Annotated in this window: 25 protein-coding genes, 5 tRNA genes and 3 pseudogenes; 23 read left to right on the top strand and 10 right to left on the bottom strand. The window is 36.0% G+C overall.

The genetic code is table 11. From position 1 onward, the window contains the following. Positions 1-93 precede the first annotated feature (93 nt). From JN080_RS14435 to JN080_RS14390, 10 genes are all read left to right on the top strand, one after another. Positions 94-1,041: a glycosyltransferase gene (locus tag JN080_RS14435; RefSeq protein ID WP_256236711.1), complete on the top strand. Its 948-nt coding sequence runs from the start codon at positions 94-96 to the stop codon at positions 1,039-1,041. Positions 1,042-1,167: 126 nt separating this feature from the next. Further along, positions 1,168-2,514, top strand: a complete 1,347-nt coding sequence (locus tag JN080_RS14430; RefSeq protein ID WP_256236710.1) for a hypothetical protein — start codon at positions 1,168-1,170, stop codon at positions 2,512-2,514. A gap of 446 nt (positions 2,515-2,960) precedes the next feature. Then, positions 2,961-3,608: a glycosyltransferase gene (locus JN080_RS14425; protein WP_256236709.1), complete on the top strand. Its 648-nt coding sequence runs from the start codon at positions 2,961-2,963 to the stop codon at positions 3,606-3,608. Between the two features lie 954 nt (positions 3,609-4,562). After that, a tRNA-Leu gene (locus JN080_RS14420) sits at positions 4,563-4,644 on the top strand. Between the two features lie 8 nt (positions 4,645-4,652). Beyond that, positions 4,653-4,726 (top strand) — tRNA-Arg (locus tag JN080_RS14415). 13 nt (positions 4,727-4,739) lie between these two features. Continuing rightward, a tRNA-Ala gene (locus tag JN080_RS14410) sits at positions 4,740-4,815 on the top strand. Between the two features lie 13 nt (positions 4,816-4,828). Next, positions 4,829-4,902: transfer RNA gene (locus tag JN080_RS14405), tRNA-Met, on the top strand. Positions 4,903-4,920: 18 nt separating this feature from the next. Beyond that, positions 4,921-4,994 (top strand) — tRNA-Ile (locus JN080_RS14400). 209 nt (positions 4,995-5,203) lie between these two features. Then, the gene (locus tag JN080_RS14395) at positions 5,204-5,329 is read left to right on the top strand and encodes a hypothetical protein (RefSeq protein ID WP_256236708.1); all 126 of its coding nucleotides are present in this window, start codon (positions 5,204-5,206) and stop codon (positions 5,327-5,329) included. Positions 5,330-5,481: 152 nt separating this feature from the next. After that, on the top strand, positions 5,482-5,829 hold the full coding sequence (locus JN080_RS14390) for a TIM barrel protein (RefSeq protein ID WP_256236707.1): 348 nt from the start codon (positions 5,482-5,484) through the stop codon (positions 5,827-5,829). A gap of 238 nt (positions 5,830-6,067) precedes the next feature. Here the strand turns inward: JN080_RS14390 and JN080_RS14385 are convergent, their stop codons facing one another. Next, entirely contained in the window at positions 6,068-6,853 is a 786-nt protein-coding gene (locus tag JN080_RS14385; RefSeq protein ID WP_256236706.1) for a CsxC family protein, read from the bottom strand. A 97-nt stretch (positions 6,854-6,950) separates the two neighbouring features. Here JN080_RS14385 and JN080_RS14380 point away from each other — a divergent pair, with 97 nt between their 5' ends. Beyond that, positions 6,951-7,079 carry a hypothetical protein gene (locus tag JN080_RS14380; RefSeq protein ID WP_256236705.1) on the top strand — a complete coding sequence of 43 codons (129 nt, stop codon included), beginning with the start codon at positions 6,951-6,953 and terminating at the stop codon, positions 7,077-7,079. Positions 7,080-7,269: 190 nt separating this feature from the next. Next, positions 7,270-7,467, top strand: a pseudogene (locus JN080_RS29640) (hypothetical protein); the annotation flags it as partial. Here JN080_RS29640 and JN080_RS14375 read toward each other — a convergent pair. The 5 genes from JN080_RS14375 to JN080_RS14355 all read right to left on the bottom strand — a co-directional run bounded on the left by JN080_RS14375 (position 7,462) and on the right by JN080_RS14355 (position 12,390). Continuing rightward, positions 7,462-8,727, bottom strand: coding sequence for an erythromycin esterase family protein (locus JN080_RS14375; protein WP_256236704.1), 1,266 nt, complete (start codon positions 8,725-8,727; stop codon positions 7,462-7,464). The pseudogene JN080_RS29640 and the gene JN080_RS14375 sit on opposite strands and share 6 nt — an antisense overlap. Before the next feature lie 14 nt (positions 8,728-8,741). Continuing rightward, positions 8,742-9,116 carry a hypothetical protein gene (locus tag JN080_RS14370; RefSeq protein WP_256236703.1) on the bottom strand — a complete coding sequence of 125 codons (375 nt, stop codon included), beginning with the start codon at positions 9,114-9,116 and terminating at the stop codon, positions 8,742-8,744. Between the two features lie 396 nt (positions 9,117-9,512). Then, positions 9,513-9,692, bottom strand: coding sequence for a twin-arginine translocase subunit TatC (locus JN080_RS14365; RefSeq protein ID WP_256236702.1), 180 nt, complete (start codon positions 9,690-9,692; stop codon positions 9,513-9,515). Between the two features lie 207 nt (positions 9,693-9,899). After that, positions 9,900-10,511 (bottom strand): manganese efflux pump, encoded by a 612-nt coding sequence (locus JN080_RS14360; RefSeq protein WP_256236701.1) that lies wholly within the window; start codon positions 10,509-10,511, stop codon positions 9,900-9,902. A 217-nt stretch (positions 10,512-10,728) separates the two neighbouring features. Then, positions 10,729-12,390: a glycoside hydrolase family 55 protein gene (locus JN080_RS14355; protein WP_256236700.1), complete on the bottom strand. Its 1,662-nt coding sequence runs from the start codon at positions 12,388-12,390 to the stop codon at positions 10,729-10,731. Positions 12,391-12,537: 147 nt separating this feature from the next. Here JN080_RS14355 and JN080_RS14350 point away from each other — a divergent pair, with 147 nt between their 5' ends. Further along, the gene (locus tag JN080_RS14350; protein WP_256236699.1) at positions 12,538-12,915 is read left to right on the top strand and encodes a hypothetical protein; all 378 of its coding nucleotides are present in this window, start codon (positions 12,538-12,540) and stop codon (positions 12,913-12,915) included. Positions 12,916-13,042: 127 nt separating this feature from the next. Then, a complete protein-coding gene (locus JN080_RS14345) occupies positions 13,043-13,192 on the top strand; it encodes a hypothetical protein (protein WP_256236698.1) in 150 nt (49 codons plus the stop codon). Positions 13,193-13,235: 43 nt separating this feature from the next. On the opposite strand, the gene JN080_RS14340 is transcribed toward JN080_RS14345, so the two are convergent. Continuing rightward, the gene (locus tag JN080_RS14340; protein ID WP_256236697.1) at positions 13,236-13,382 is read right to left on the bottom strand and encodes a hypothetical protein; all 147 of its coding nucleotides are present in this window, start codon (positions 13,380-13,382) and stop codon (positions 13,236-13,238) included. 193 nt (positions 13,383-13,575) lie between these two features. Here JN080_RS14340 and JN080_RS14335 point away from each other — a divergent pair. Then, positions 13,576-14,429, top strand: a pseudogene (locus JN080_RS14335) (manganese catalase family protein). Between the two features lie 156 nt (positions 14,430-14,585). On the opposite strand, the gene JN080_RS14330 reads toward JN080_RS14335, so the two are convergent. Beyond that, positions 14,586-14,876: a hypothetical protein gene (locus tag JN080_RS14330; protein WP_256236696.1), complete on the bottom strand. Its 291-nt coding sequence runs from the start codon at positions 14,874-14,876 to the stop codon at positions 14,586-14,588. A gap of 232 nt (positions 14,877-15,108) precedes the next feature. Between JN080_RS14330 and JN080_RS14325 the strand changes: the two are divergent. After that, positions 15,109-15,215 (top strand): annotated as a pseudogene (locus JN080_RS14325) (flavin reductase family protein); the annotation flags it as partial. Positions 15,216-15,300: 85 nt separating this feature from the next. Here the strand turns inward: JN080_RS14325 and JN080_RS14320 are convergent. After that, complete coding sequence (locus tag JN080_RS14320; protein WP_256236695.1) at positions 15,301-16,029, bottom strand: hypothetical protein; 729 nt, start codon at positions 16,027-16,029, stop codon at positions 15,301-15,303. 154 nt (positions 16,030-16,183) lie between these two features. On the opposite strand from JN080_RS14320, the gene JN080_RS14315 reads away from it, so the two are divergent. Next, positions 16,184-16,861 (top strand): YetF domain-containing protein, encoded by a 678-nt coding sequence (locus tag JN080_RS14315; protein WP_256236694.1) that lies wholly within the window; start codon positions 16,184-16,186, stop codon positions 16,859-16,861. Between the two features lie 78 nt (positions 16,862-16,939). Here the strand turns inward: JN080_RS14315 and JN080_RS14310 are convergent, their stop codons facing one another. Next, complete coding sequence (locus tag JN080_RS14310; RefSeq protein WP_256236693.1) at positions 16,940-17,107, bottom strand: hypothetical protein; 168 nt, start codon at positions 17,105-17,107, stop codon at positions 16,940-16,942. Between the two features lie 178 nt (positions 17,108-17,285). Here JN080_RS14310 and JN080_RS14305 point away from each other — a divergent pair, with 178 nt between their 5' ends. The 6 genes from JN080_RS14305 to JN080_RS14280 all read left to right on the top strand — a co-directional run bounded on the left by JN080_RS14305 (position 17,286) and on the right by JN080_RS14280 (position 21,834). Then, positions 17,286-17,549, top strand: coding sequence for a DUF1292 domain-containing protein (locus JN080_RS14305; protein ID WP_256236692.1), 264 nt, complete (start codon positions 17,286-17,288; stop codon positions 17,547-17,549). Between the two features lie 323 nt (positions 17,550-17,872). Beyond that, a complete protein-coding gene (locus tag JN080_RS14300; protein ID WP_256236691.1) occupies positions 17,873-18,370 on the top strand; it encodes a hypothetical protein in 498 nt (165 codons plus the stop codon). 188 nt (positions 18,371-18,558) lie between these two features. Beyond that, on the top strand, positions 18,559-18,972 hold the full coding sequence (locus tag JN080_RS14295) for a MerR family transcriptional regulator (protein ID WP_256236690.1): 414 nt from the start codon (positions 18,559-18,561) through the stop codon (positions 18,970-18,972). 88 nt (positions 18,973-19,060) lie between these two features. After that, entirely contained in the window at positions 19,061-20,365 is a 1,305-nt protein-coding gene (locus JN080_RS14290) for a hemolysin family protein (RefSeq protein WP_256236689.1), read from the top strand. Between the two features lie 63 nt (positions 20,366-20,428). Next, positions 20,429-20,875: a DinB family protein gene (locus tag JN080_RS14285; RefSeq protein WP_256236688.1), complete on the top strand. Its 447-nt coding sequence runs from the start codon at positions 20,429-20,431 to the stop codon at positions 20,873-20,875. A gap of 155 nt (positions 20,876-21,030) precedes the next feature. Beyond that, positions 21,031-21,834 carry a hypothetical protein gene (locus JN080_RS14280; RefSeq protein WP_256236687.1) on the top strand — a complete coding sequence of 268 codons (804 nt, stop codon included), beginning with the start codon at positions 21,031-21,033 and terminating at the stop codon, positions 21,832-21,834. The last annotated feature ends 82 nt before the right edge of the window (positions 21,835-21,916 follow it).

Genomic DNA, 21,916 nt, shown 5'->3' with positions numbered 1-21,916 from the left:
TTTGTTATGAAAGAAGGAAGATATTTCCAGTAACATATTTTATCTATGAGCATACTATAATGATTGATTAGACGAAAAAGGAGGCTTTTAATAATGTTAAATTTACTCCTGATCGGTAAAGATACAAAAAATAATACTTTCAATGAGAGCGTTTACCATGTAGAGAAGGAATTATCCCAAAAAACAAATTTAGCCATTTGGAGAGATTCTGGACAGATAAAGGATATTTTAAAGCAAATACCTTTTACACCTGATTTTATTCTTATCCAAAATGATATTGGGGGCAGCTTGAAACCTGTAGTTAACGGTTTATCGGAGATCAAGATTCCCGCTGGGATTTTTATAGAGGATGTGCACCGATTTATTAACAGAAGAAGAGAATATATCAAATCCAATAACATTCAATATATTTTCCCTAATTACAAGCGGATTTTTTTTAAAATATATCCTGAATTTAAAAGTCGATTCTGTTGGTTTCCTCACCATATTAATAGTGAAATCTTTAAGGATTATGGTTTACCAAAGGAAATCGACATGTTACTAATGGGAGCTGTAAATGGCGGTTATCCATTAAGGGAAAAAATAGTTAAGCAATTTAAAAAAGATCCAAGATTTGTCTATCACCGCCATCCTGGATATCGAAAATATACGGAAGAAGAAAAGACTCAAATTTTTGTAAATGAAAAATATGCAATGGAAATAAATAGGGCGAAAATTTTTTTCACTTGTGGAACGGCAAGAAAGTTTCCGGTAATGAAATATTTTGAAGTTCCGGGATGCAGAACTTTATTGCTTGCACCACAACTTAAAGACCTTGATGATTTGGGGTTTATTCCCGGTGAACATTATGTCCGTATTACAAAAGACGATTTTTACAAAAAAGCAGAATATTATTTAAAACACGAGGATGAAAGGAATAGGATTGCTGACCAGGGTTATCAATTTGTCCAAACCCAACATACTACTAAAAAAAGAGTAGAACAATTAATTACGAAGATTGAAGAAATTTTAGGTAAACATATAGAAAGTCCAGATCTATAAAAAAGTAATACCCAAAAAATATCAATCATCAATGAAAAGGGAATTTTCCCTTTTTATTAATAGATTTAAAAAAGGTCCCTTGTTTCTCCCTTTATCCTTTTATTTAATTTTATGAGGTGAATGATCATGAATGAAAATGATTCAAAAACTATTTCACTCCAGAACAGAAATGTAACAAGGGAGCAGACCCTTAAAAAGGAATATAAGTACTTTACGAAAAAGCCAAAAAGCAAAATTTGTTTTGCCATCCTTGTTCATAATAATCGTGAGGTTGTTAGGGAACTAATCAATAATGTCCGATTTTTTTGTCCGAATAGCACCTTTGTATTTTTTAATGGAGGGGAAGATCCATCCGTATGCGATGACTTAGGTGTACCTGTGTGTCCTTCGAGTAGAAAATTAAAATATGGATACACAACGATTTATTTTCTTGAGACAATGGAATGGATTGAGGAACTGGGAATAGATTATGAATATTTTATTAATATAGATTCCGATGCTTTGTTTATTAAAGACGGATACGAAAACATCATATCTGAACAAATGAGAGATGCAGAATACATGGCAGTTAGACTAAGGATACCTGGACACAATTGGTTTATTGGAAAACAGCTAAGAAAAGATATTGATAGATGGAAAGAATTATTCAGGCTTGATCCGTTTTATGGTGTATTTAATGTTGGTCAAGTGATTAAAAGACCATTGGTTAAGGCATTACTGGAACCGAGCAAAAAGGAAAAGTACAAAAAAGCTTTGTTAGAAACGATATCCTTTGGTTCCGACGAAATTTTTTTTGTCAATATGGCACACGAATTAGGGTTTAAAATGAAAAAATATCCGTACACAAGTGATAAGGAAATCATACGGTATCGTCCACATTTTAAACTGGATGAAATAATAAACTGTTTAAATAACAAGAAGTTTAGTGGGCTGTGTCATCCAATCTATCGACTTAAGAATGACCAATCACGAAGGTTGATTAAACAACTGGCATATAAATGTATGATTGAACAATATCGTGATGAGATTTATCCGTGGCATGAAAAAGATGAGTCAAATTTTTCGCCTTCGCTGCCAATTAAAAGTAAATTTGGCAATAAAGAACTAATTGTGCGTTCGGGTAATAAGTTAATCCATTATTGGGAAAATAGAGAAACAAAAATATGGAAGAGAACGATAACGTTTGCTAAAGGTGTAAAAGATATTCCTATAATTTATGGGAATCGCTCAGGGAATTTTGAGGTAGCATGCAAGTTAGAAAAGGGCGGTATTGGATTTTGGTGGCGGGACAATGACAAACGAGGATATCCATGGCATGGCCCAATACTAATTACTCATGAGGATGTCGAACCTATCCTGCTTGATCAGCTGGAGGATGGCCGGACAATTCTGGTTTGTCAATCAGGAGACAAACTAACATATTGGGCTTGTTCAAAAGAAGGAGAATGGATAAAAGAGCCGCCACAATCATGAATACAATCCCACAAAAATCGAAATACGTTATCCGAATCTTTTCCATTTTTATTGTTCCACATACATTAATTAAAGAAATACAATAAGATATTTGAGGGAGAAAAAATGAACTCAAAAAAGTTTGTATTTATTTGTGGACTTCACCGAAGCGGTCCAAGTATTCTATATAAAATTTTAAGGGATCACCTGAAATCAGTAGTTTTAAAAACACGACATTTCCCAGAGACGCAGGACAATTTCTCCAAACAGATTTTCCCACTGATTCTTTACTTGGAGGAGTAGGCATTTTCGGATTAAATCCAGATCCCCATTTAGATGAACGTTCCTCTTTAATCACACAAGAAAATAAATAAAAAGAAATAAATATTGTACAGCTTTAAACATTTACATTTGTGACGTATAAAATTCATTTAACTGCAGTGGATCTGTTAAGGGAGGTAAAACAAATGAAGGTTTTGTTATTTACACCATCGTATAAACGTCCCTACATTCTTCGTCAATGTATACTTAATATGAAAAACCAGTCGTATACAAATTTTACTCATTCAATCAGCATTATGTTTGATAATGAATCCGAAGTTAAAGATTATGAAATCTTATTTGATGATATCCTTGACGATCGATTTAAAATTCAGTACAAGAAAAATTCAAGGACCCATACGAATGCAATGACGACAATATCACAATGTCCCAAACCATATGATCTATATATTAAAATTGATGACGATGATATTTATAAAAAGGATTATGTGAAAACTATAGTTGAATATTTTGAGACACATAAATGTGATGTTTTAAGCTCAAAAGTTAGTTATCAACTAAATAACTATCATTTAGCAAAAGGTAATTACAAAAGTCTGGGTGGTCATTTTCCAGATAATAACTATCTAATGCCTATGACATTTGCATTTAGTCAAAAAGCATATCAAATTTTACTTACTATTAAAGATAATAAAAATTACGAGGATTTGCAGTGGAGGACTGCCTGGAGCAAGTACGGATTAAAAGACGATAATGTGGATAATTCAAGTAATATCATTTGGCATATTCATGGTAAAAATACATCAGTAGGTAGTTGGTTCCGCCCTAATTAAGATTCTTTTCAACACAGAACGATCCTTGTAAAAAAGAATAAGGTTTTTCGAATTGCCTGAAATGGATTAGAACATCTGTTTTTAAGTTCTGAAATAAACAATTAGATTGATAAACCTCTTCCACAAAAAAATATTCTTGTTTGGATATTCGAATCAAGAAATAGTAAAAATAGACTAAATTTATGGGGCATAAGCGTCTTAGCAAAAGGATAATCAATAACATCTCTTGTTAAACGTAGAAAAACGCTTACTATTCACTATTCAACTCATGCTTCTTTAATGATTGGACGAGTTCCTTAAAATGTCTTTTGAAAGTGTTTTATTCTTAGAAAACAGAGGGAATAAATAGTGATTAGGACCGCCGTGCGAATATTCGTTTCCGCCAAGAACCAAAGGCAAAACCGGAATTTGTGGGCAAAAAATAAATCGAAACATTAAGAAAACCCCTAATATCACATATGTAGGTGAAGTCCATGGGGAGAAAAAGCAAAATCTGTTACGGAATGCTAGATGGCTAGTTTTTCCAAATAAAGGTTTCGAGCAATTTGGGCTAGTTATAGCTGCATACGGAAGAGGGGCCGTTCCGGAAGTATTACAAGGTTTACCTATGTTTATATGTAATGATTTTCAGCATATTGAACAATTGGTTTCAGGAGATTGCCCGGTAAAACCGAGTGTCCTTCGAAAATATGTTACAGAACAATACACAAAAGAAAAATGACTGACAAATATTTAGAACTATATAAACGGGCTATTAATGGTTGGAACTAAAAGTAAGGCGTATTTCTTTTAGATTTTAGTAAATAAATAGAGATATAGGTAGAAGGTAGTTTCTAAGTTAACAATGGGTAGAGATATTATGGAACTGTTTCACTATTCAGTTTCCATTTTTTTATTATTTTTAGTTGTTGACTTCTACGAAATATCATTGTAATATAACCCTGTAAACAATACGCCGGTGTGGCGGAATTGGCAGACGCGCACGACTCAAAATCGTGCTCCTTCGGGAGTGTCGGTTCGACCCCGATCACCGGTATTTTTTTTGCGCCCGTGGCTCAATTGGATAGAGCGTCTTACTACGGATCAGAAGGTTATGGGTTCGACTCCTATCGGGCGCGTTTATGAATGGATGGGGCCTTAGCTCAGCTGGGAGAGCGCTTGCTTCGCATGCAAGAGGTCAGCGGTTCGATCCCGCTAGGCTCCACCAAAGAGGTTGATTTGGCGGTGTAGCTCAGCTGGCTAGAGCGTACGGTTCATACCCGTAAGGTCAGGGGTTCGATCCCCTTCGCCGCTATCATATTTTTATTAAACTGGACCTTTAGCTCAGCTGGTTAGAGCTGACGGCTCATAACCGTCCGGTCGTAGGTTCGAGTCCTACAAGGTCCATTTCATACATAATGCTGCTATTAAAACTAAAAAAATGTGAGTTTTTTAAGGGGTGAAATTTTCGGTTTCATCCTTTTGCATGTTTAAAACGATGCTCCATAAATACCTTTCTATCCTGATTTGCACCGAATAGAACTCACGAAATTATCAAATCCTATCTTTAAAATGAGTACGGATGTGGTAAGAATGATCATTGGAAGCCATGTTAGATGAGAAATAGATTTTTAGGATCGGCAAAAAAATCGGTTGCAAACCATGCATCCGCTTTTCAATATTTTCCGAAAAACCCGAGAAGTTTGTCGATTAAGGATTATAATGAAGAAGATACTCTGTAGCGCATACACCTTATTCAACCAGTCTCACACCTTTAAAAAATAAAGAAGAGCTGACTATTTTATCTCTTCTCAATGATTTGGAAATTGCGATGCTTGCGGGTCCATCGGTGTGGTCGTTCATTATGGCAATCAAATAAGTAGCAAAGATCCCCTTGCTAGACTATCCTGAAAAAATAGGTTTTTGTTTAGACAAACGTCATGCTTTTGCTGGCGGGCTATGGAATGGAGAAAACACAGATGCGCTATTCGCTAAAGGAGAGAGTTTAGGTTATCTTCACCACTTAAAAGTGATTCATTTCAATAATTCAAAATACCCAACAGGTTTGAAGAAGGATCGACATGCAAATATTTTTCAAAATGGCTATATCAAAGAAGCAGAATTAGCCGAACTAGTAAAGTCTCCCATCTTAAAAAATATCCCTTTTATTTTAGAAACACCTGATGATGAAGGTGTGAGTCATAAAGAGGAAATTAAAATAATCGTAAAAAAATGGGGATAATTGGCTGCTGCCTACCCCTGCAACTTCATTTTGCGTATTTCCTGTAACAACAAGGGAAGCAAACAACTAATGTGAGAGTTCCCTTGTTAGTAAAGGTTAAATGAAGATTTTACTTCGTTCATCAAAACTGGATGTTCATTAAAACCGATTTTTGGCTCTTTTCATTATGGTTTTAATTCTTTCTCTCGATTTTCTTTCGTTTCGATGCTCACGTTCATTTTTACTTTCATGATCGTGGTCATTTACTTTCATGATCGTGGTCACATTCCATCTCGTGATCTTTCTTTTTTCTTTTATGTTCTTGGTCATGTTCCGTTCCGTGAGGAAACTTAAAAACTTGCTGTGATTGCAGAAGCTTAAATACTAACACGACTTCTGCCTTCTCAATGATTACTTTAAAGCGTCCTCTCTTGTCAAAATTTTTGTGTATATCAAGATCATTAACCAAGCTAAAAAGTAGCCTGCATTCAATTGGTTCATTGTAAAATTCAAACGTAAGGCCACCGGATTGGTAAGGGTCTGCTGCATGCCCCTCTTTATCAATAAAGATTCTTTCACCTGTCAAAGTGGATTTAAAGCTAAATTTTTCAGACACAGTCCAAAAGCAATTATCAACTTTGACAGCCTGGTTACAGTTGAAAGGAACATTAACCGAGAAGTCACGTACAAAACCGCTGTAATCCTCTACATATTGAATATTCTTATGAATTTTTCCTCTGACAAAAACCATTAACTCACAAGGATTTGCAACTGAAGGGATGGCTTTGCATTCAGTAATGGAGACATTCCTACGCACATTCTTTATTTCCCTTGCAGGAGTTGGCAGTGTGATTTTCGATTCAACTAACGCTTGTAATTCAACATCCTTTAGAACAATTGGAATAAAGGCAATGCCTCCAAAATGTGATTCACTATTACAATCAACTCGAATTGTATCAGCAACATCACACTTAGGCTGGACGATTTTTGTGGAACCCCATCCTCGAGGGTTTCCACAACAGTTCTCTCCTTTATGATTACTCATTCTTTTCTCTCCTTTACCATAATGGCTAAATGCATAAAAGGTTTATTAATTGAGATTGTTATACCTAATTAATTTATATGTTTAAAGGAGCTTCTAGGTGTATGCCCAAAAACAGAAGGGAAATATAAAAGAGCAACTTCGTTACATTGGTCGTTATATCCGTCGACCTGCAATTGGAATTAATCGGTTTGTTGGACGTGTCATGAAAAGGAAGAAATTCCTTTAAGTGTTGTAAGGGACTTTGACTTAATGGATGATGGAGACCCAACCACTCCAACAATGTTTTTATGCGAAAAATGTGGTGGGCAAATGTATCCGGAATATTATGAAGGAGTACATGGCATGAAGTACAGAATATCGGATATTCTCTAAACAAAAAAGGCCCGGGCGGTTTTTGCCCGGTTTTTCTTAATGGGATTTGTGATGAAATAAATGATCTTGATTGGGCTGTTGCTTTACAGCAATTAATCGAGCTTCTTGAAGATCCCCTGAAAAAGACAAATAAGAAAATCCAAAAACTAATTAAAAGTCAACTTCAGCAATGGGTCGATGGCCATCCTAACTATATCAAGGCTTATAATTTCAGTTCATTTAAAAACTCATTAAACTTATAAGAAAACTGTTTCTACTTCTAATGGCGAAAGGGCATTAGTTGAATTTATGAAGACAAATGCATCATAGCGCTTAGGTAGAAGGGAAGGTACATAGTTTCCATATTGTTCATGCATCGGATGATAAACTACCCCAATAGCCCGGTGACCAATTCTACGATTAAAAATAGGCCGATTTTTTTGAGTGAATATTAACAGTTTATCATGTGGTCCTGCTTTGTGCATGAGATCCTCCCAGCTGCCTGCTTGAGCAGGGGGAACGATCATTCTTTCAAAGTTAACACCCCACTCGTCCGCTGCAATTACTGTTCCTCGATGTGTTCCAAATCCAACTATGAATATATCATCATTTCCTTGCTGCTCCCTTAAAATTTGGCCAACATTGACCATTCCTTCATCAGCCATATCGGTTGCTCTAGCATCTCCAACGTGGGTATTATGTTCCCAGATGATTCCTTTTGCCTTATTTTGATAAAAATTACTGATCTTATTGATGACCTCCACCATATGCCGGTCGCGAATATTCCACGATTCATTATCATTTACAACCATCGTTCTGTAATAATTTTCTGCATTTGCTGTAATGAGTGCATTCACTTCAAGGTTTAGACTGTTTTCTTCAGAATCTAAATACATATGCTTATTGATAGAAATATCGGTTAAAAGCTGGATGACCTCATCATGGCACCCTTCCCCGTAAAAAGAGGCAGCCACACCATATTTCTCAGCCCGGCGGTTAAATGGTTCAAAGCAAGAGAAAGCTTTTTTGGCAGCTGCAAGATTCGGTGAGTGTATTTTTTCTAAATACTTAATGATTTCCTCCATCGATTCCCATAAACTATAAACATCAATCCCATAAAAACCAACCTTTTGGTCGTCGGACTGCTTCTGATTATATTCCTTTAGCCACTCAATAAAATCAATTAATTCTTCATTAGCCCACATCCATGTCGGCCAACGGTTAAATGACCGCAACATCTTAAGTAGGTTCGTCTCTTTCTGAATGTAGCCTTTTATGTATCGATTTAATTGTTGACAAGCTGGCCAGTCGCCCTCGACAGCCAAAAAGGTAAATCCTTTGTCCACAATTAGCTTCTTCGAAATTTCCGCACGGACTTTATAAAATTCAGATGTTCCATGTGATGACTCTCCTAACAATACATACTTTTCATCATTTAGCACATCTATTAATGAATTCAAATCACTTGTTTCAAGGATTGGAATAGCGTCATCTTTAATTGCCTGAATCATTTTTTTGTGCATTTCATCCCTCTGTTCTATTGTTTATATTCTGCGTTATAGGAATTTTCACCGGAGTGAACAGATAAAAGGGTATCCGCAAAACCGACAAGGCGATTGACAATCTCATCTGATATTGCATAGACAACCTGATAAAGTTTTCTTTCATGCAAGGTTGGGTCATCAAAAATGATGGTTGTATTAATAAAAATTTGTTTTGTATCATAAAGGTTGTAATGGATAATGGCTTTTCCAGTCGCCCCACCGGTTACAGGATCTTTATAACTTGGTAAAAATATATACCATTCTTCTGCGCTAGGGGACCGAAAATTCTTTGTAAAGGTCATTCCGCTAATTTCAGTGTCAATTTGTTCTTTTAAACGATTATCTATGAAATCAATAATGCCATCCATAAGAATACCTTCTTTCTGGATCTATACGTAAAAATAAATAACTACAGCAATATTATTTGCATAATGAAAGCTATTTATTTTATGGATATTGTTTAATGTGCTAAATAGAAGAGTGTGGTATTTTAAGGCATATTCTTTGAAAACAAATTTTGCATGATATGATATTCCAAAGAGAGGATATAAATCTTTCGTTCCAACTTGTCTGAAAATTTTTACACTGTACTATCGAATTAGTTGACGATATAGTGGTTTGGCGAAATTGGATATACTCATTTTAGGGATGGATTAAGGTAGGCGGGCTAATAGTGACAGAAACATGTACTTAAAATCGGAGAGCATTTAGAAGAATTTTTTATAAACCATTTTTGAGAGCAAAACACTTATCATAAATAAGAATTAACGGAATGGATACAGAAATATGGGATGATAGGCTAATACCGCTTTCCTTTCGTGCGGACGCAAGGCTGGTTTAACGAATAACCCTATATGCCATGAGGCTACAGGAATCGTTCCTGCAAACGCAACAACGGCAGCAAGCTGAAAATAAATTTGAATGACATAACTTGGGCCAAACACATGCAGCTCATAATGGAGATTACCAGATTACCCATAAAGAATGAATAAATATTTTTCACATAAATAAGTCCTAAAATAAGAAAAATAACAAAATCAACACCTGAAAAAGAAAACAAAAACCTAAATCCTGATAGAAGAGTTAGAAGCGTAAACACCAAATTAAAACTATTAAGATATCGTGTGAAGTTCCTTTTTCGTTTCCATAGATTAGATAAACATTTCATAAATACCTATTAGAATAAGCATAACCCCAGCAGCGATATTTGAGTATTTTCCTACTCTCGTACCGATTAGTTTATTGCCAACCATGACGCCACATGCAATTGAAATTACTGAAAAAAGTCCGATTGAGATCGTCGCTAAAATAGGGGGAACGCCCGTAATACCTGCACCTAAACCGATTGCCAGACAATTGATGGCAAGTGCCAAACCTAATAAAACTGACTCTTTCCAAGAAATAATTTTATCATTATTTAAATCTAAAGAATCCGGCTCCCTTACAACCCTTGAAAAGTTTGAATCAGAATGAACAATAACATGGGATGTCTTCTTTTCCTGTTTACAACACTCAATGATACATATTATTCCAAGAACAATAATGAGAAGCCCACCGGATAAATTTGCGATACCCATGGAGATAAAATGTGAAATAAGCGCCCCTGCAGCAACGGATAAATAGGCAGCTACCATTGAAACAATAGCGATAAGCAGATTAGATATCAAAGGGATACGGGTTGATTTTAAACTATAAGAGACGCCAATCCCCAAGTTATCAAGATTTGCCGCAATACCTATTAACAATATTGTTAACCAATGCATTCACAATTCCCCCCTAAAGCATTTTTACTAACTCATATTTATGTGGAAATAGGCGGTTTGGTGACAAAGATAAAAACTCTGAGCGTTATATTGGTGTTTGTCCATGAATGCTAAAAGGGAGCACAAGGGCTCCCCATCGTTAAATCGATTATTTTTGGGTTTGTAATCCATCTACTAAAAACCTTTATAACCACAATTATTTGTTGACAGTAGGTTATCAAACCTTTCCTGTGAACAGAACTACTGCTGCATAACCTTCTGCTTGAAAATCGGAAATGTCGACATGTTGTGCACTAGATTTAAGCCCAACTGTCCCGCCATCACCCAAAGCTCGAACATGGCTAATCTTGCTCCTCTGTATCCCTTGACCGATGTCGATCCCTTGCCGTGCTGAATGATTAATAATGGCATTGGAAATAAAGATATGATCTGCCCGTTGTTTACCGCCGAACACCTTTATGTCAACACCGGCATTTTTAAAATGCTTTATCGCTATATTATTCAGAACAACATTTCTGGCACGATATTGAATCGCAACAACTGGATTATCCTTATAGTCATATTCGGAATCGCCAATTATTGTAAAGTTGTTTATGACCACATTTTTATAGGCTGACACGACTAGAGCACGTGGACTGGACTCCTGATATAATTCCGAAAAAACAGGTCCAATAGCAACAATATTCATTGCTTTAATTGTATAAGCAGTTTTTGACTCGGTATCAGCACTTTTGTGATGTCCGATATGTCGAAAATTATAGGCACGGTTATCATTTACGGAAAGATGTCCAACAATTTGAACGTTTGATGCGGCTGAAGAATTCTCGTGAGCCTTAATTTCCACTCCGCCAAAGCATCGAGTGGTTGAGTTATTAACCAGCATAATATTTTGGGAACCGTCATCTATTTCAATCCCATTCGAGTTGGAATTTCCCCTTTGATGGGACCGGCCGCTTGGGTCGCACATGTGAGAATTAGAGATAAATACGTTGTCACTGTGATGTGTGGTGATGCCGTCATCACCAAATCCATAGCCGTTTAGGCGATCAAGCCAGATATACTTGCTGCCGCGGCGGGCTCGATAGCCATCCCCAGAGTAATTATAAAGAGTGGATGTTATGTCAAAGCAATGAAGACCCGGATTGATTGCTTCCACTTCTTTTACCCAGCCATAAGAAACATGGGCAAAGGTTAGACAACTTGAATGATTACCCCACGTACTGGTTTTCTCCACGCTTCCAAGTCTTTCTACATTCCAATCTAAACTCATCTCCCGGATAAAAATATGATGATTGCCCCGCCAATGGTTGGCATTTGTTAAGAGTCTTGTTGCAATTGGAGCGTCATTATGGAGCTTAATGGTGGTCAAGCCTTTTCCCTCCCCAACCAAGCAAGTCCATGAGGGGAGCTTGATTTCCTTTGTCAGAAAAACACCTGCAGGAACACATACCTTTACTCGACCGCTGCCAAACGCCTTCTTAAAAGCATCGGTGTTATCCGTTTTACCATCACCAACAGCACCATACTCCTCTATATTCACTTCTTTTTTAATCATCCTTACTAATTGGTCGTATTGTTCATCCGATTGTTTTTTCCATTCCGGATAAACGTTACCATCCTCCTCAACGTATGTTTGAAATGGACAGATGTTAGCCCTTGCTGGCATAGCAAACGGAAAACGGAATACTTTTGTTACTAATTCCTTAAGGGAGGATGCCCTCTTTCCTTGGTCAGTATCGTCGGGATGATTCATGCAGTATTGCTGGAAAAGCCTGTCTGTTTCCTCGGCCATCAAGCTAACGTTCTGTTTTTTGCCCATGATTTCCGAAATCAGCATCGAATTCATACTTGGGTCATGCTTTTTATCAAGATAAAGCATTTTCTCACCTCATTTAAAAACAAAGCTTAGAATTCCTGAGTGAAGGGTTGAATAACAGGAATTAATTTTACAACAAGCGGATTTGCAGGTTCACAAGGTGTTGGACAAGCTTCTGAAGGCTCAAAACGGACTCCAAAGGGGGCCTATATGTTAGGTTTTGCTTTTGGTCAATCTAACCCCGGTACAAAATTACCTTTTAGACAAATTACACCAACTAGTTATTGGATCAGTGATGTGAATAGTAATTTGTATAATACTTGGCAGGAGGGTGAATTTACAGGAAGTGGAAATGAACATTTAGCAGATTACGCAAATATGCAATATTATTATGTGATTGTGATTAATTATAATACCAATGCGGTAAAGGGCGCAGGTTCCGCTTTTTTCTTACATGTTAGTAATGGACACCCAACTGCCGGATATGTATCTGTTCCAAAGAGCATTATGGAGCAGTTGATGAAACGAATTCATTCTGGTGCTTATATTGTTAATGTAGCAAGTAAGGATGAAGTTACTGACTATTAAAAGGATCAAGGATAGGTCACTGACCCGAAAAGCACTGTAAACCAAATGTTTGGTTTTTTACAAAAAGTGTAAGGCATATACCTAAAATCAAGGAGGAAAATAAAAATGAAAAGGAGTGAGGTTTATAATGAAAAAGCAAAGAATACCGGAGCATCAATTAAATGTAACTGCAACAGTAGACCAAGCAATTGAATTAATGGCACAAAATGAAACATCAAATGGAATTGCAACGGAAAAAACACAAGAAGGTCAAGTTCATTCAAACGAGGCAAAATAATAATAAAACAGAGCGGGGGGCAAATATCTCCCGCTTTGTTTTATTAAAGCCGATCATCTTCCCATGCCCTGCTATAATCTTTGATATTGTATTTGTCCATTAATTTTTTGTCTTGATCGCTTTGAGTGGCCATTTTCGTTTTGGCATTTACCAATTGATCTTTTGATGCAGCTCTCATTTTGTTTTCCATTTTAAAATCCTCCTATAAAATTTTTTATACTTAACATATCTAGTCTAACCAAATGGGCAAATACTATGAAAGGATTTAAAGGCTTTTACTGTAAAAACAACAATCTGGTGTAATCAAAATTTAAGAATAAGATACAGTTCCATGGAAACTTTAATAAAGTGCAAAATTTATTTATTCCAGGGAGGTTTTGTTTTTGTATTTTTATCGAGAAGATTTAATTAACATGATTGTTCCTGATAAACCAGATCCTTCTGCTGCAAAAGTCCTTCAAGAAACATTGGGTGGAAGATTTGGTGAAATGCGTACTTTGATGCAATTTTTCTTCCAAAGCTCCAATTTTCGCGGTAATCAGATAGCATACCGCGATCTAATCAGAGGAATATTTATTGAAGAGATCAGCCATGTGGAGCTTGTTCAAACTACGATTAATCAGCTGTTAAATGGATCAGGCGAAGATGCTGTTGGAAATGGAGGAACTACAGGCGCTCCATTGGAGGAAGCCATTAAACATGCCAACCCACATCACTTTATTATGGGTGCACAAAGCTCACTTCCTGTTAAGCAGCGGGGGTCCCTTGGAATGGATCATATGTATACAGTCATGGAAATTTAATTAGTGCTTTATAGGATAACGTTGTATTAGAATCTACAGGTGTTCTGCAAAAATCTCGTATCTATGAAATGAGTTCCAATAAAACATTTAGAGAAACATTAGCTTTCTTAATTGTCCGGGATAACGCCCATCAAAATGCGTTTACAAAAGCATTAGAAACATTGGGTGTTGATTGGGGTAAATTATTCCCTGTACCAAACTATGATATTAACAAATATCCAGAATGCCGTAAATATATTGAGATGGGCTACCATAATGCCCAATTTAACTTTAGATTGGACGACACGTTAATTGGCCAGATATTCCAGGGCGAATCACCAAGCAGAGATAACTGGACACTTCAAGTAACACCGCCACCACAAGGATATCCAGTACCTGTTCTGCCGGAAATGCAAAATGAGCATAGCCCTGGCATACATGATTTAAACTCCTAGGTCCATGAAATCACTATCAGCTGCAAAAGTAAAACTCCAGTGGAATCTAGCAATAGCTTAATAAAAAACACACAGCAAGATTCATAATCTGTGTGTTTTCTCATTAGCCCTCAACGGTCTGAAAGGAAAAGCCTCGGCATCTCCCAAGGTAAATGTTTAGATTGGATCATTATCAGGATCTGTGTAAGATTTTATGGCCTGACCAAGTGCATTATATGCTTCACCAAAGGCTGCGGATGAGGAGATGTCTCCGGCATTTTCCAATTGTGACTGAGCATTTTTTGCTTGTGTCAATGACCGGATTACATCTTCAATCATCGTACCTTTATCACCATACTGTTTCTTCGCTGCTTGAAGCTGCTGAATGCTCTTGTCTAGGTCAAGGGATTCTGGATTATTAAACGTCGTCGCTAATTCCTCTTTCACTTGCTGTAAAATTTCCTTCATGATGTCCCTCATTTCCTAAAAATTTGATCATAGGTAGTTTAGACAAAGTCTCTTCTTGCTATCCGTTATTTCTTCAAATACCTATTCAATACTAAGTTAAACTTGGTCGATAAACCATATAAAAGTAGAATTATTGTAAACTTTGAGCGTTTAAATTTGATTTATTTCTGAGAGGATGATTACGATGCTTTCAATAGACCCATCGCAAATCTTTCACATTAGGGAAGACCTATATGTAAAGGGAAGGAGAGACCCAAGAGGTTTAGGTGCGGTCAGCCGTTTGGCAGGAAATGATTATGTATAATTGGTGAGATCTTTACAATCGAAAGACCCAAATAAAGGGAAAAACAGCCCTTTTTCCTTACAAGTCGCTATGGATTTTTCAGCAAAAAAATGCGAGCAAACAAACGTTTGCTCGCTAACGTTATTCGCGTATTTGGTCAAAATTAAACTCGCTTAATTGGTTCATATGGCTGGCAATCATAGCGATAATCGTACTAGCTTCCTCTTTGCTAAAAATAAAATGAGATTCGTCCTTAATTAACTCGTCATCAATTGTCCAGATCCGATTCACCCGTTTGAGAACACCATCCCCGGTTTCTTGAACGACGCCAAATTGATATGTTATTTCCACTTCATCCTTATGAGTAAAGGCTGTCACCTCAGGAGTGGACCAATCTACATCAATTTCTTCAAAAATTTCATCACTGTTTACTTGGAAAGCTTCATAATACTCTTCAGCTTCATTTACTATTTCAACATCCGCTTCATCATCAAAGACCTCATCTGATTGGAGATAGACTCCATCATCTAAATAGCGGTCATCACCATTCAAATAATCATGTAGACTCTCGTGAACTTCATCAATAATATCTTCTATGTCTGAAAGGATGATTTTACCCGTATGCCCCGTATCAACATCAAAGGATTCAATGTAAAATTCCTCATTTTCAGGGTCAAAGAACAGCGTACAGAAGAAATCACGATCAAATTCCTCAGTTTCATTATCTGCTGTCTCAACGAAAAACTCAATCCTTGGATGTCTGGCAGCCCTTTCTATTGTCATATGACCTACTTGATCATATTCTTCACAAATAGATTCCAAGTGGTCCTGTAGTTCCCCGCAGACTCTGTCAAACCATTCTAATGACATCAAACATCCCACCCTTTCATGTTTACTCAAAAATTTACTTACTTCCTATTTTGGGGCTAAAGATTAAATATTATACCTTTCTGTGGAAATACTATGAACTAGAATTTGTTAGGGTAAGTTACCTTTATTAAAAACCCAAGCTGGGGGTAAGTTGATGAGTTACCTTGGTATCTTAATTGAGCTCGTAATTGGTTATATCGCATTGTTTATTACGGTTAAATGTTTAGGCAAGACACAAATAAGTCAAATCACTCCTTTTGATTTTATATCTTCACTAGTCTTGGGAGATTTGGTTGGGAGTGCGATCTTTGATGAAAAGGCAGGTCTTTTTAAAATCCTCTTTGCAATTGGAATTTGGGGAGCCTTGATTTTTTTAACCGAAATAGCAACACAGAAGTCTTTACCGCTCCGCTATTTATTTGAAGGAAAACCCTCAATAATTATTAAAAAGGGAGAATTAGTCTGGAAAGAAATGAAAAGGAATCGGCTGGATATTGACCAATTGCTGCAGCTATTACGGTCAAAAGGCGTCTTTTCAGTAGAGGAAGTAGAATATGCAATTTTTGAAAACAATGGCGGGCTTAGTGTATTAAAAAAATCTGAGTCAGATTTTCCGACATGCAAAGACTTAAATATTAAAACAGATAATAGAACGATTCCAATTACAATCATTAGTGACGGCAAAGTATTGGAGAAAAACCTCCAAAAAGCAGGTTTAAATGAAAATTGGCTTGAAAAGCAACTTGAAAGAAAAGGGGTAAATAAACCAGCGGAAATTTGTTATGCTGAATTGCAAGCAGGAAAACATCTCTATATTCAAAAATATGAATAATGAAAAGCCCTAATCAAATTAGGGCTTTTCGGATATTTTAAGTATTTTGCTTTTAGTTAAATACGTTTTTCAAATGACTTAATTATTAGTCGTATTGAGCGCTTTTTTAAGCTTTCTGGCATTTTCTAAGCCATTATCACTAAATGAATTATCGCTATTTAATTGGTTTCCAATTGGACCGCCGTCCATATTCTCATTCTTTCTTCCCGATGGTTTAAATTGTTTATCATTACTTAATGCGGACATTGATTTACCTTCTTTCCTGTTTTTTTTATTCTCTGCAAATATCCTTACTTTATTAGGTTTTCCTATTTGCAATATAGTACCAGTATTTACAAACCTATAAATTCCAAAGGTTGACCTTATAATCTTCCATGTTAAAGGGAACAGTATAGTCGATAACTTTAAATAAGGTGTGATGGCGATGCAAGATGAACAGAGGGATTATATAACAATTGAAGATGAAAATGGCAATCGTAAAGAATATACTGTTGAGGCATTGTTTGATATGGAAGATGAATTCTTTGCACTCCTAAAGGCAGAGGATGAGACAATCGTAATGAAGGTAGAAGGGGAAGAGGGCGATCAGTACTTAGTGGGTATATCAGACCCCATTGAAAGCGAAGCGATTTTGGATGCGTACCAAATTGCCGTTAAACATGCACCTTTGGAAGATAGCAAAGTCTAGCAAAAATTCTCCCAAAAAATAATAAAAAAAACGGCAAAATTTGTATTGAATTGAATTGTACATAGAGGTACCACTAGCGTCAGAAAACATTCTTTCGATTGGATGGTCTGTCGCTTTTTCCTATATGAATTTTTAATCTGAATTAATCTTTTAAAGGATAAAGTCATATAAGTTGATATAATTACTTATAGTAGAATATAAAGAATATGTTATTGTTTACATTTTTGGAAAGTCCTTTTATTTTCAACTGAGCGCCTGTCATGGAAATAGTTTTTATAATGTAAAAAAAACAAGATTTATTTCATGGAAGGATGGAAAGAAGAATGTGGTTTATAGGAATTGTAGTTATTTTAGTGCTTATTCATTTTTTGATTATTCGCCCCTTAACGCAACGAAATCGGCCTCAGCGTTTCGACAGTCCAAGAGGCATTTATGAACAACCAATAGGAGATTATGGGTCATTTAATAATAATAGTGGTTTTGGCAGATTTGGAACATTTGCTGGTGGAATAGCTGCCGGTGCCTTGCTTACTTACTTGTTTGAACAAGGTCGGATTGGCTTTGATCAATTTACAGAATGGCAGCAACTAGGAGATAAGGAAATTATGCAGGAGCTTCAGGACCAAAATATACTCCAAGAGCATGAAATTGCCCAACTACAAGAGGAAATTGTCAACAGAGATGGGAACGATCAAACAGATTGGGGTGAAGACATAGGTGATGATACTCAGGATCTTGTTGACTACAATGATCAAGATGATCGACAAGACCAGGGGGGATTTGGAGATTGGGATAGTGGAGGCGACGATAATTGGGTTTAATTGAAAAGACCCTTGGCTTGATTCTATTACTATGGTTAAAAAACTCTCTTAGAAAAGCAATGTAATTTTTCAAATAGGTGATTACTATATTGGTATGTGATTCATAAATAAAACCAATACGTTGACTGTACGGTTTATCTATGGTATTATATTGATTAAGAAAAAAAGGGGGTGGGTAAGTTGGGAAGTTGTATCGAATTGGCGAAATAGCAAATTTAATGAATATATCAAAAAGAACAATCGATTATTACACCCAAATTGGCTTACTAAACCCTATTCGGACGGATTCAAATTATCGATTGTATGGCGAAGACAGTATTCGGATTTTGGAGCTGGTTGAGCATTATAAGAATCTTAACATGCCTCTTGAAGAGATCAAAGCTTCCATTGAATTAATTAAAGCAGATCATGCTATTGACAAACAAAAAGTTGAAAAACATTTTGACCAGATAGCGATGATTATGCAGCACTTAAAAGAGGAAATTAGTGTAATGGAACCTGTTCTTCAAAAACTAAATAACCCTCAAAAAGAAGAACTTGTCAAAAAGATTTCTGTTCAAGGGATTACCTTGGCACAAACATTACTAGTATTATTTGGATAAAAGATTCCTATTTTTGTAAACTTCAGCTTACTTATTCGAAAAAAATAGGAGGTGTATTCCTTACTTTAGTATTTAGTAAGGAGACCATTTGATTATTGTTAATTTACTAATAATAGCAATCTTACTTGGTTTTACTGGTTTTTTCGTATCGTACGAGTTTGCTATTGTTAAAGTTCGCAGTACCCGTATTGACCAGCTTGTCTCAGAAGGAAACAAGAAAGCTATCGTGGCTAAGTCAATTGTTTCAAATCTAGATGAATATTTATCAGCATGTCAATTGGGAATTACTGTAACAGCTTTAGGATTAGGTTGGTTGGGGGAACCAACGGTGGACCAGATCATTCACCCTTTTTTAGTTACCTTAAACTTGCCTGAGTCTATTGCAAGCATCACATCATTTATTCTTGCATTTGGCTTTGTGACCTTTATTCACGTTGTCGTAGGAGAACTTGCTCCAAAAACGTTTGCAATTCAAAAAGCAGAAGCATTAACATTGCTGTTTGCAAGACCAATGTTGATTTTTTATAAAGTTATGTACCCATTTATTAAAGCTTTAAATGGTTCAGCTCGCTTTATTGTAGGGTTGTTTGGTTTGAAGCCAACTTCAGAACATGAAAATGCTCACTCTGAAGAGGAGCTTCAATTAATTATTTCGGAAAGCTATAAAAGTGGGGAAATTAACCAATCTGAATTTAAATATGTAAACAATATTTTTGAATTTGATGATCGTGTTGCCAAAGAAATTATGGTTCCACGGACTGAAATTGTCGCTTTTGATCAAAATCAAACATTAGAAGAATGTCTTAAAATCGTTACTGAAGAAAATTATACAAGATACCCGGTAATCGATGGTGAGAAGGATAACATTGTGGGTATGATAAACATGAAAGAAGTACTAACTGAATATATTAAAGGTCAGAATATTGATGCACCAATCGGCCAATATATACGTCCGGTGATCCAGGTAATTGAGTCAATCCCAATCCAAAATTTATTAGTTAAAATGCAAAAAGACCGTGTTCATATGGCCATCTTAATTGATGAGTACGGCGGTACGGCTGGATTAGTTACGGTTGAGGATATTCTTGAAGAAATTGTTGGTGAGATTCGGGACGAATTCGATGGAGATGAAGTACCGGAAATTAATCAAATTAGTGAAAATAGAACAATTGTCGAAGGAAAAGTTTTAATAGAGGATGTAAACGATTTGTTTGGCTTAGATATTGATCATACCGATATGGATACCATTGGTGGATGGATCATGTCCGAAAAGATAGACGTTGCCGAAGGTGATAAAATTCATTACAATGGCTATGAATTTACGATACTTGAAGTCGATGGTTACCATATAAAATCCTTGGAAATTGTTAATTTGCAGGCATCAGTTGCATAACGATACTCCCTCGTTTTCAGAGGGAGTATTATGTATACATATTTTGAATAGGGAGGCACTCATTTGAAAACGATTTTAAAAATGTATAAGCACTTAGAATGGGCGAACAAGCGAATTCTGGAATATTTACAAACAATAGAATGTGATAATGAAAGTGTCATCCGTTTGTTTTCACATATCCTCCTTGCAGAGCAAGTATGGCACGCAAGAATAAACGGAGAGGATTCCTCCCTTCTCGTTTGGGGAGATGAAGATCTAGCAACTTGTGCAAAATTGGTCAAACGGAACGAAGAAAGGTATTCAGCGTTACTAAAGGATTTATCTGACGCCGATCTTGAAAGAGTGATTCCTTATACAAATAGTCAAGGGAAGGAATATGTCAATTCAATTGGTGATATCCTAACCCAAGTTGCACTCCATGGTCAGCATCACCGTGGTCAAATAAATCAGTTGCTGCGTGCGACCGGTCTGAAACCTGTAAATATTGACTTTATTTCGATGGTGAGATAGACCATAAAGCCTTTTTACCTATTAGATCAAAACCCTAATATCCAAAGCACACTGGACACGAAAAGAAGCCAGTGTGTTTTTATTTTTTTAATAGGAGATTCTCCTTAACACATATTTCCTTCCTGAATACTATTTTAATAAAGGCAGGTGAGGAAATGTATTTTGTTGGTTTCTATTCGCCAAAAGCAAAATCTGGGGTAACTGAGTTGTCTTTATCGATTTACTATTGGCTAAAAATGAACACATGCTTATCGGTTGCGTTCATTTCGTATGGAACCCTGGAAAAAGAAGAGACATCAAATGAACTTATCCATGAATTTGCAAAAATGTCGTTAACTGAACAAAAACGGAAAGTTAAAAAAATGAAGAAAGAATTCGATATTATTATTTACGATGCTTCTAGTCAACTATCAGAAGGTGTATTAAAACTTTTACCAATTGTTGACCGACTATTTATCGTCGGTGAGGAGCATAAGGATTTTGCAGTTAAGCTCCATCAAATTATTCAATTTAACAAAATTTTTGATAAGAGCGTCAAAAATTTTATTACACATGTTCAAGGCAGCAAAACGTATATTATCCGAGAAAATAAGGACGACCGAGTCATTGGCTTTCATTATTCCAAAAAAGAAACCAATGATATTGGTCAGATGGTATATACAGATTACGTTACCCATTATTTAGAGGAAAAATTGATTGATAAAATAAATAAGGTATTTAAAAAAATAAAACAAATACCAAGGGAAGATCTATTTCAAGGCCTATATCAGATGGGGATTGATTTTGAAAAAGCACTGCTTTTCCATAAGTTTGTAGTCCTAAGGGAAGCATTAGGACAAAATTATTATGAAGCACTGGAAACTCTTTTTCCATTGTTAATAAGTTCTACTTTCGAAGACATATTAGAAATGTTTGAAAATGAAATAACCTCTATAACTAAACTGCAAATAAAAAAATAATTTGAAAAAACCGAATGAAAAAGAGATCAGACACGTATGATCTCTTTTTCATTCGGTTTTAATCGAAAACGGTGATTGATAA

Origin of the sequence: Bacillus sp. EB600 (assembly GCF_024494385.1) — a bacterium.
Lineage (GTDB): Bacteria > Bacillota > Bacilli > Bacillales > Cytobacillaceae > JAEVLT01.
Note: the sequence above shows the minus strand (reverse complement) of the source record. Positions and strands in the feature narration are given on the sequence as shown.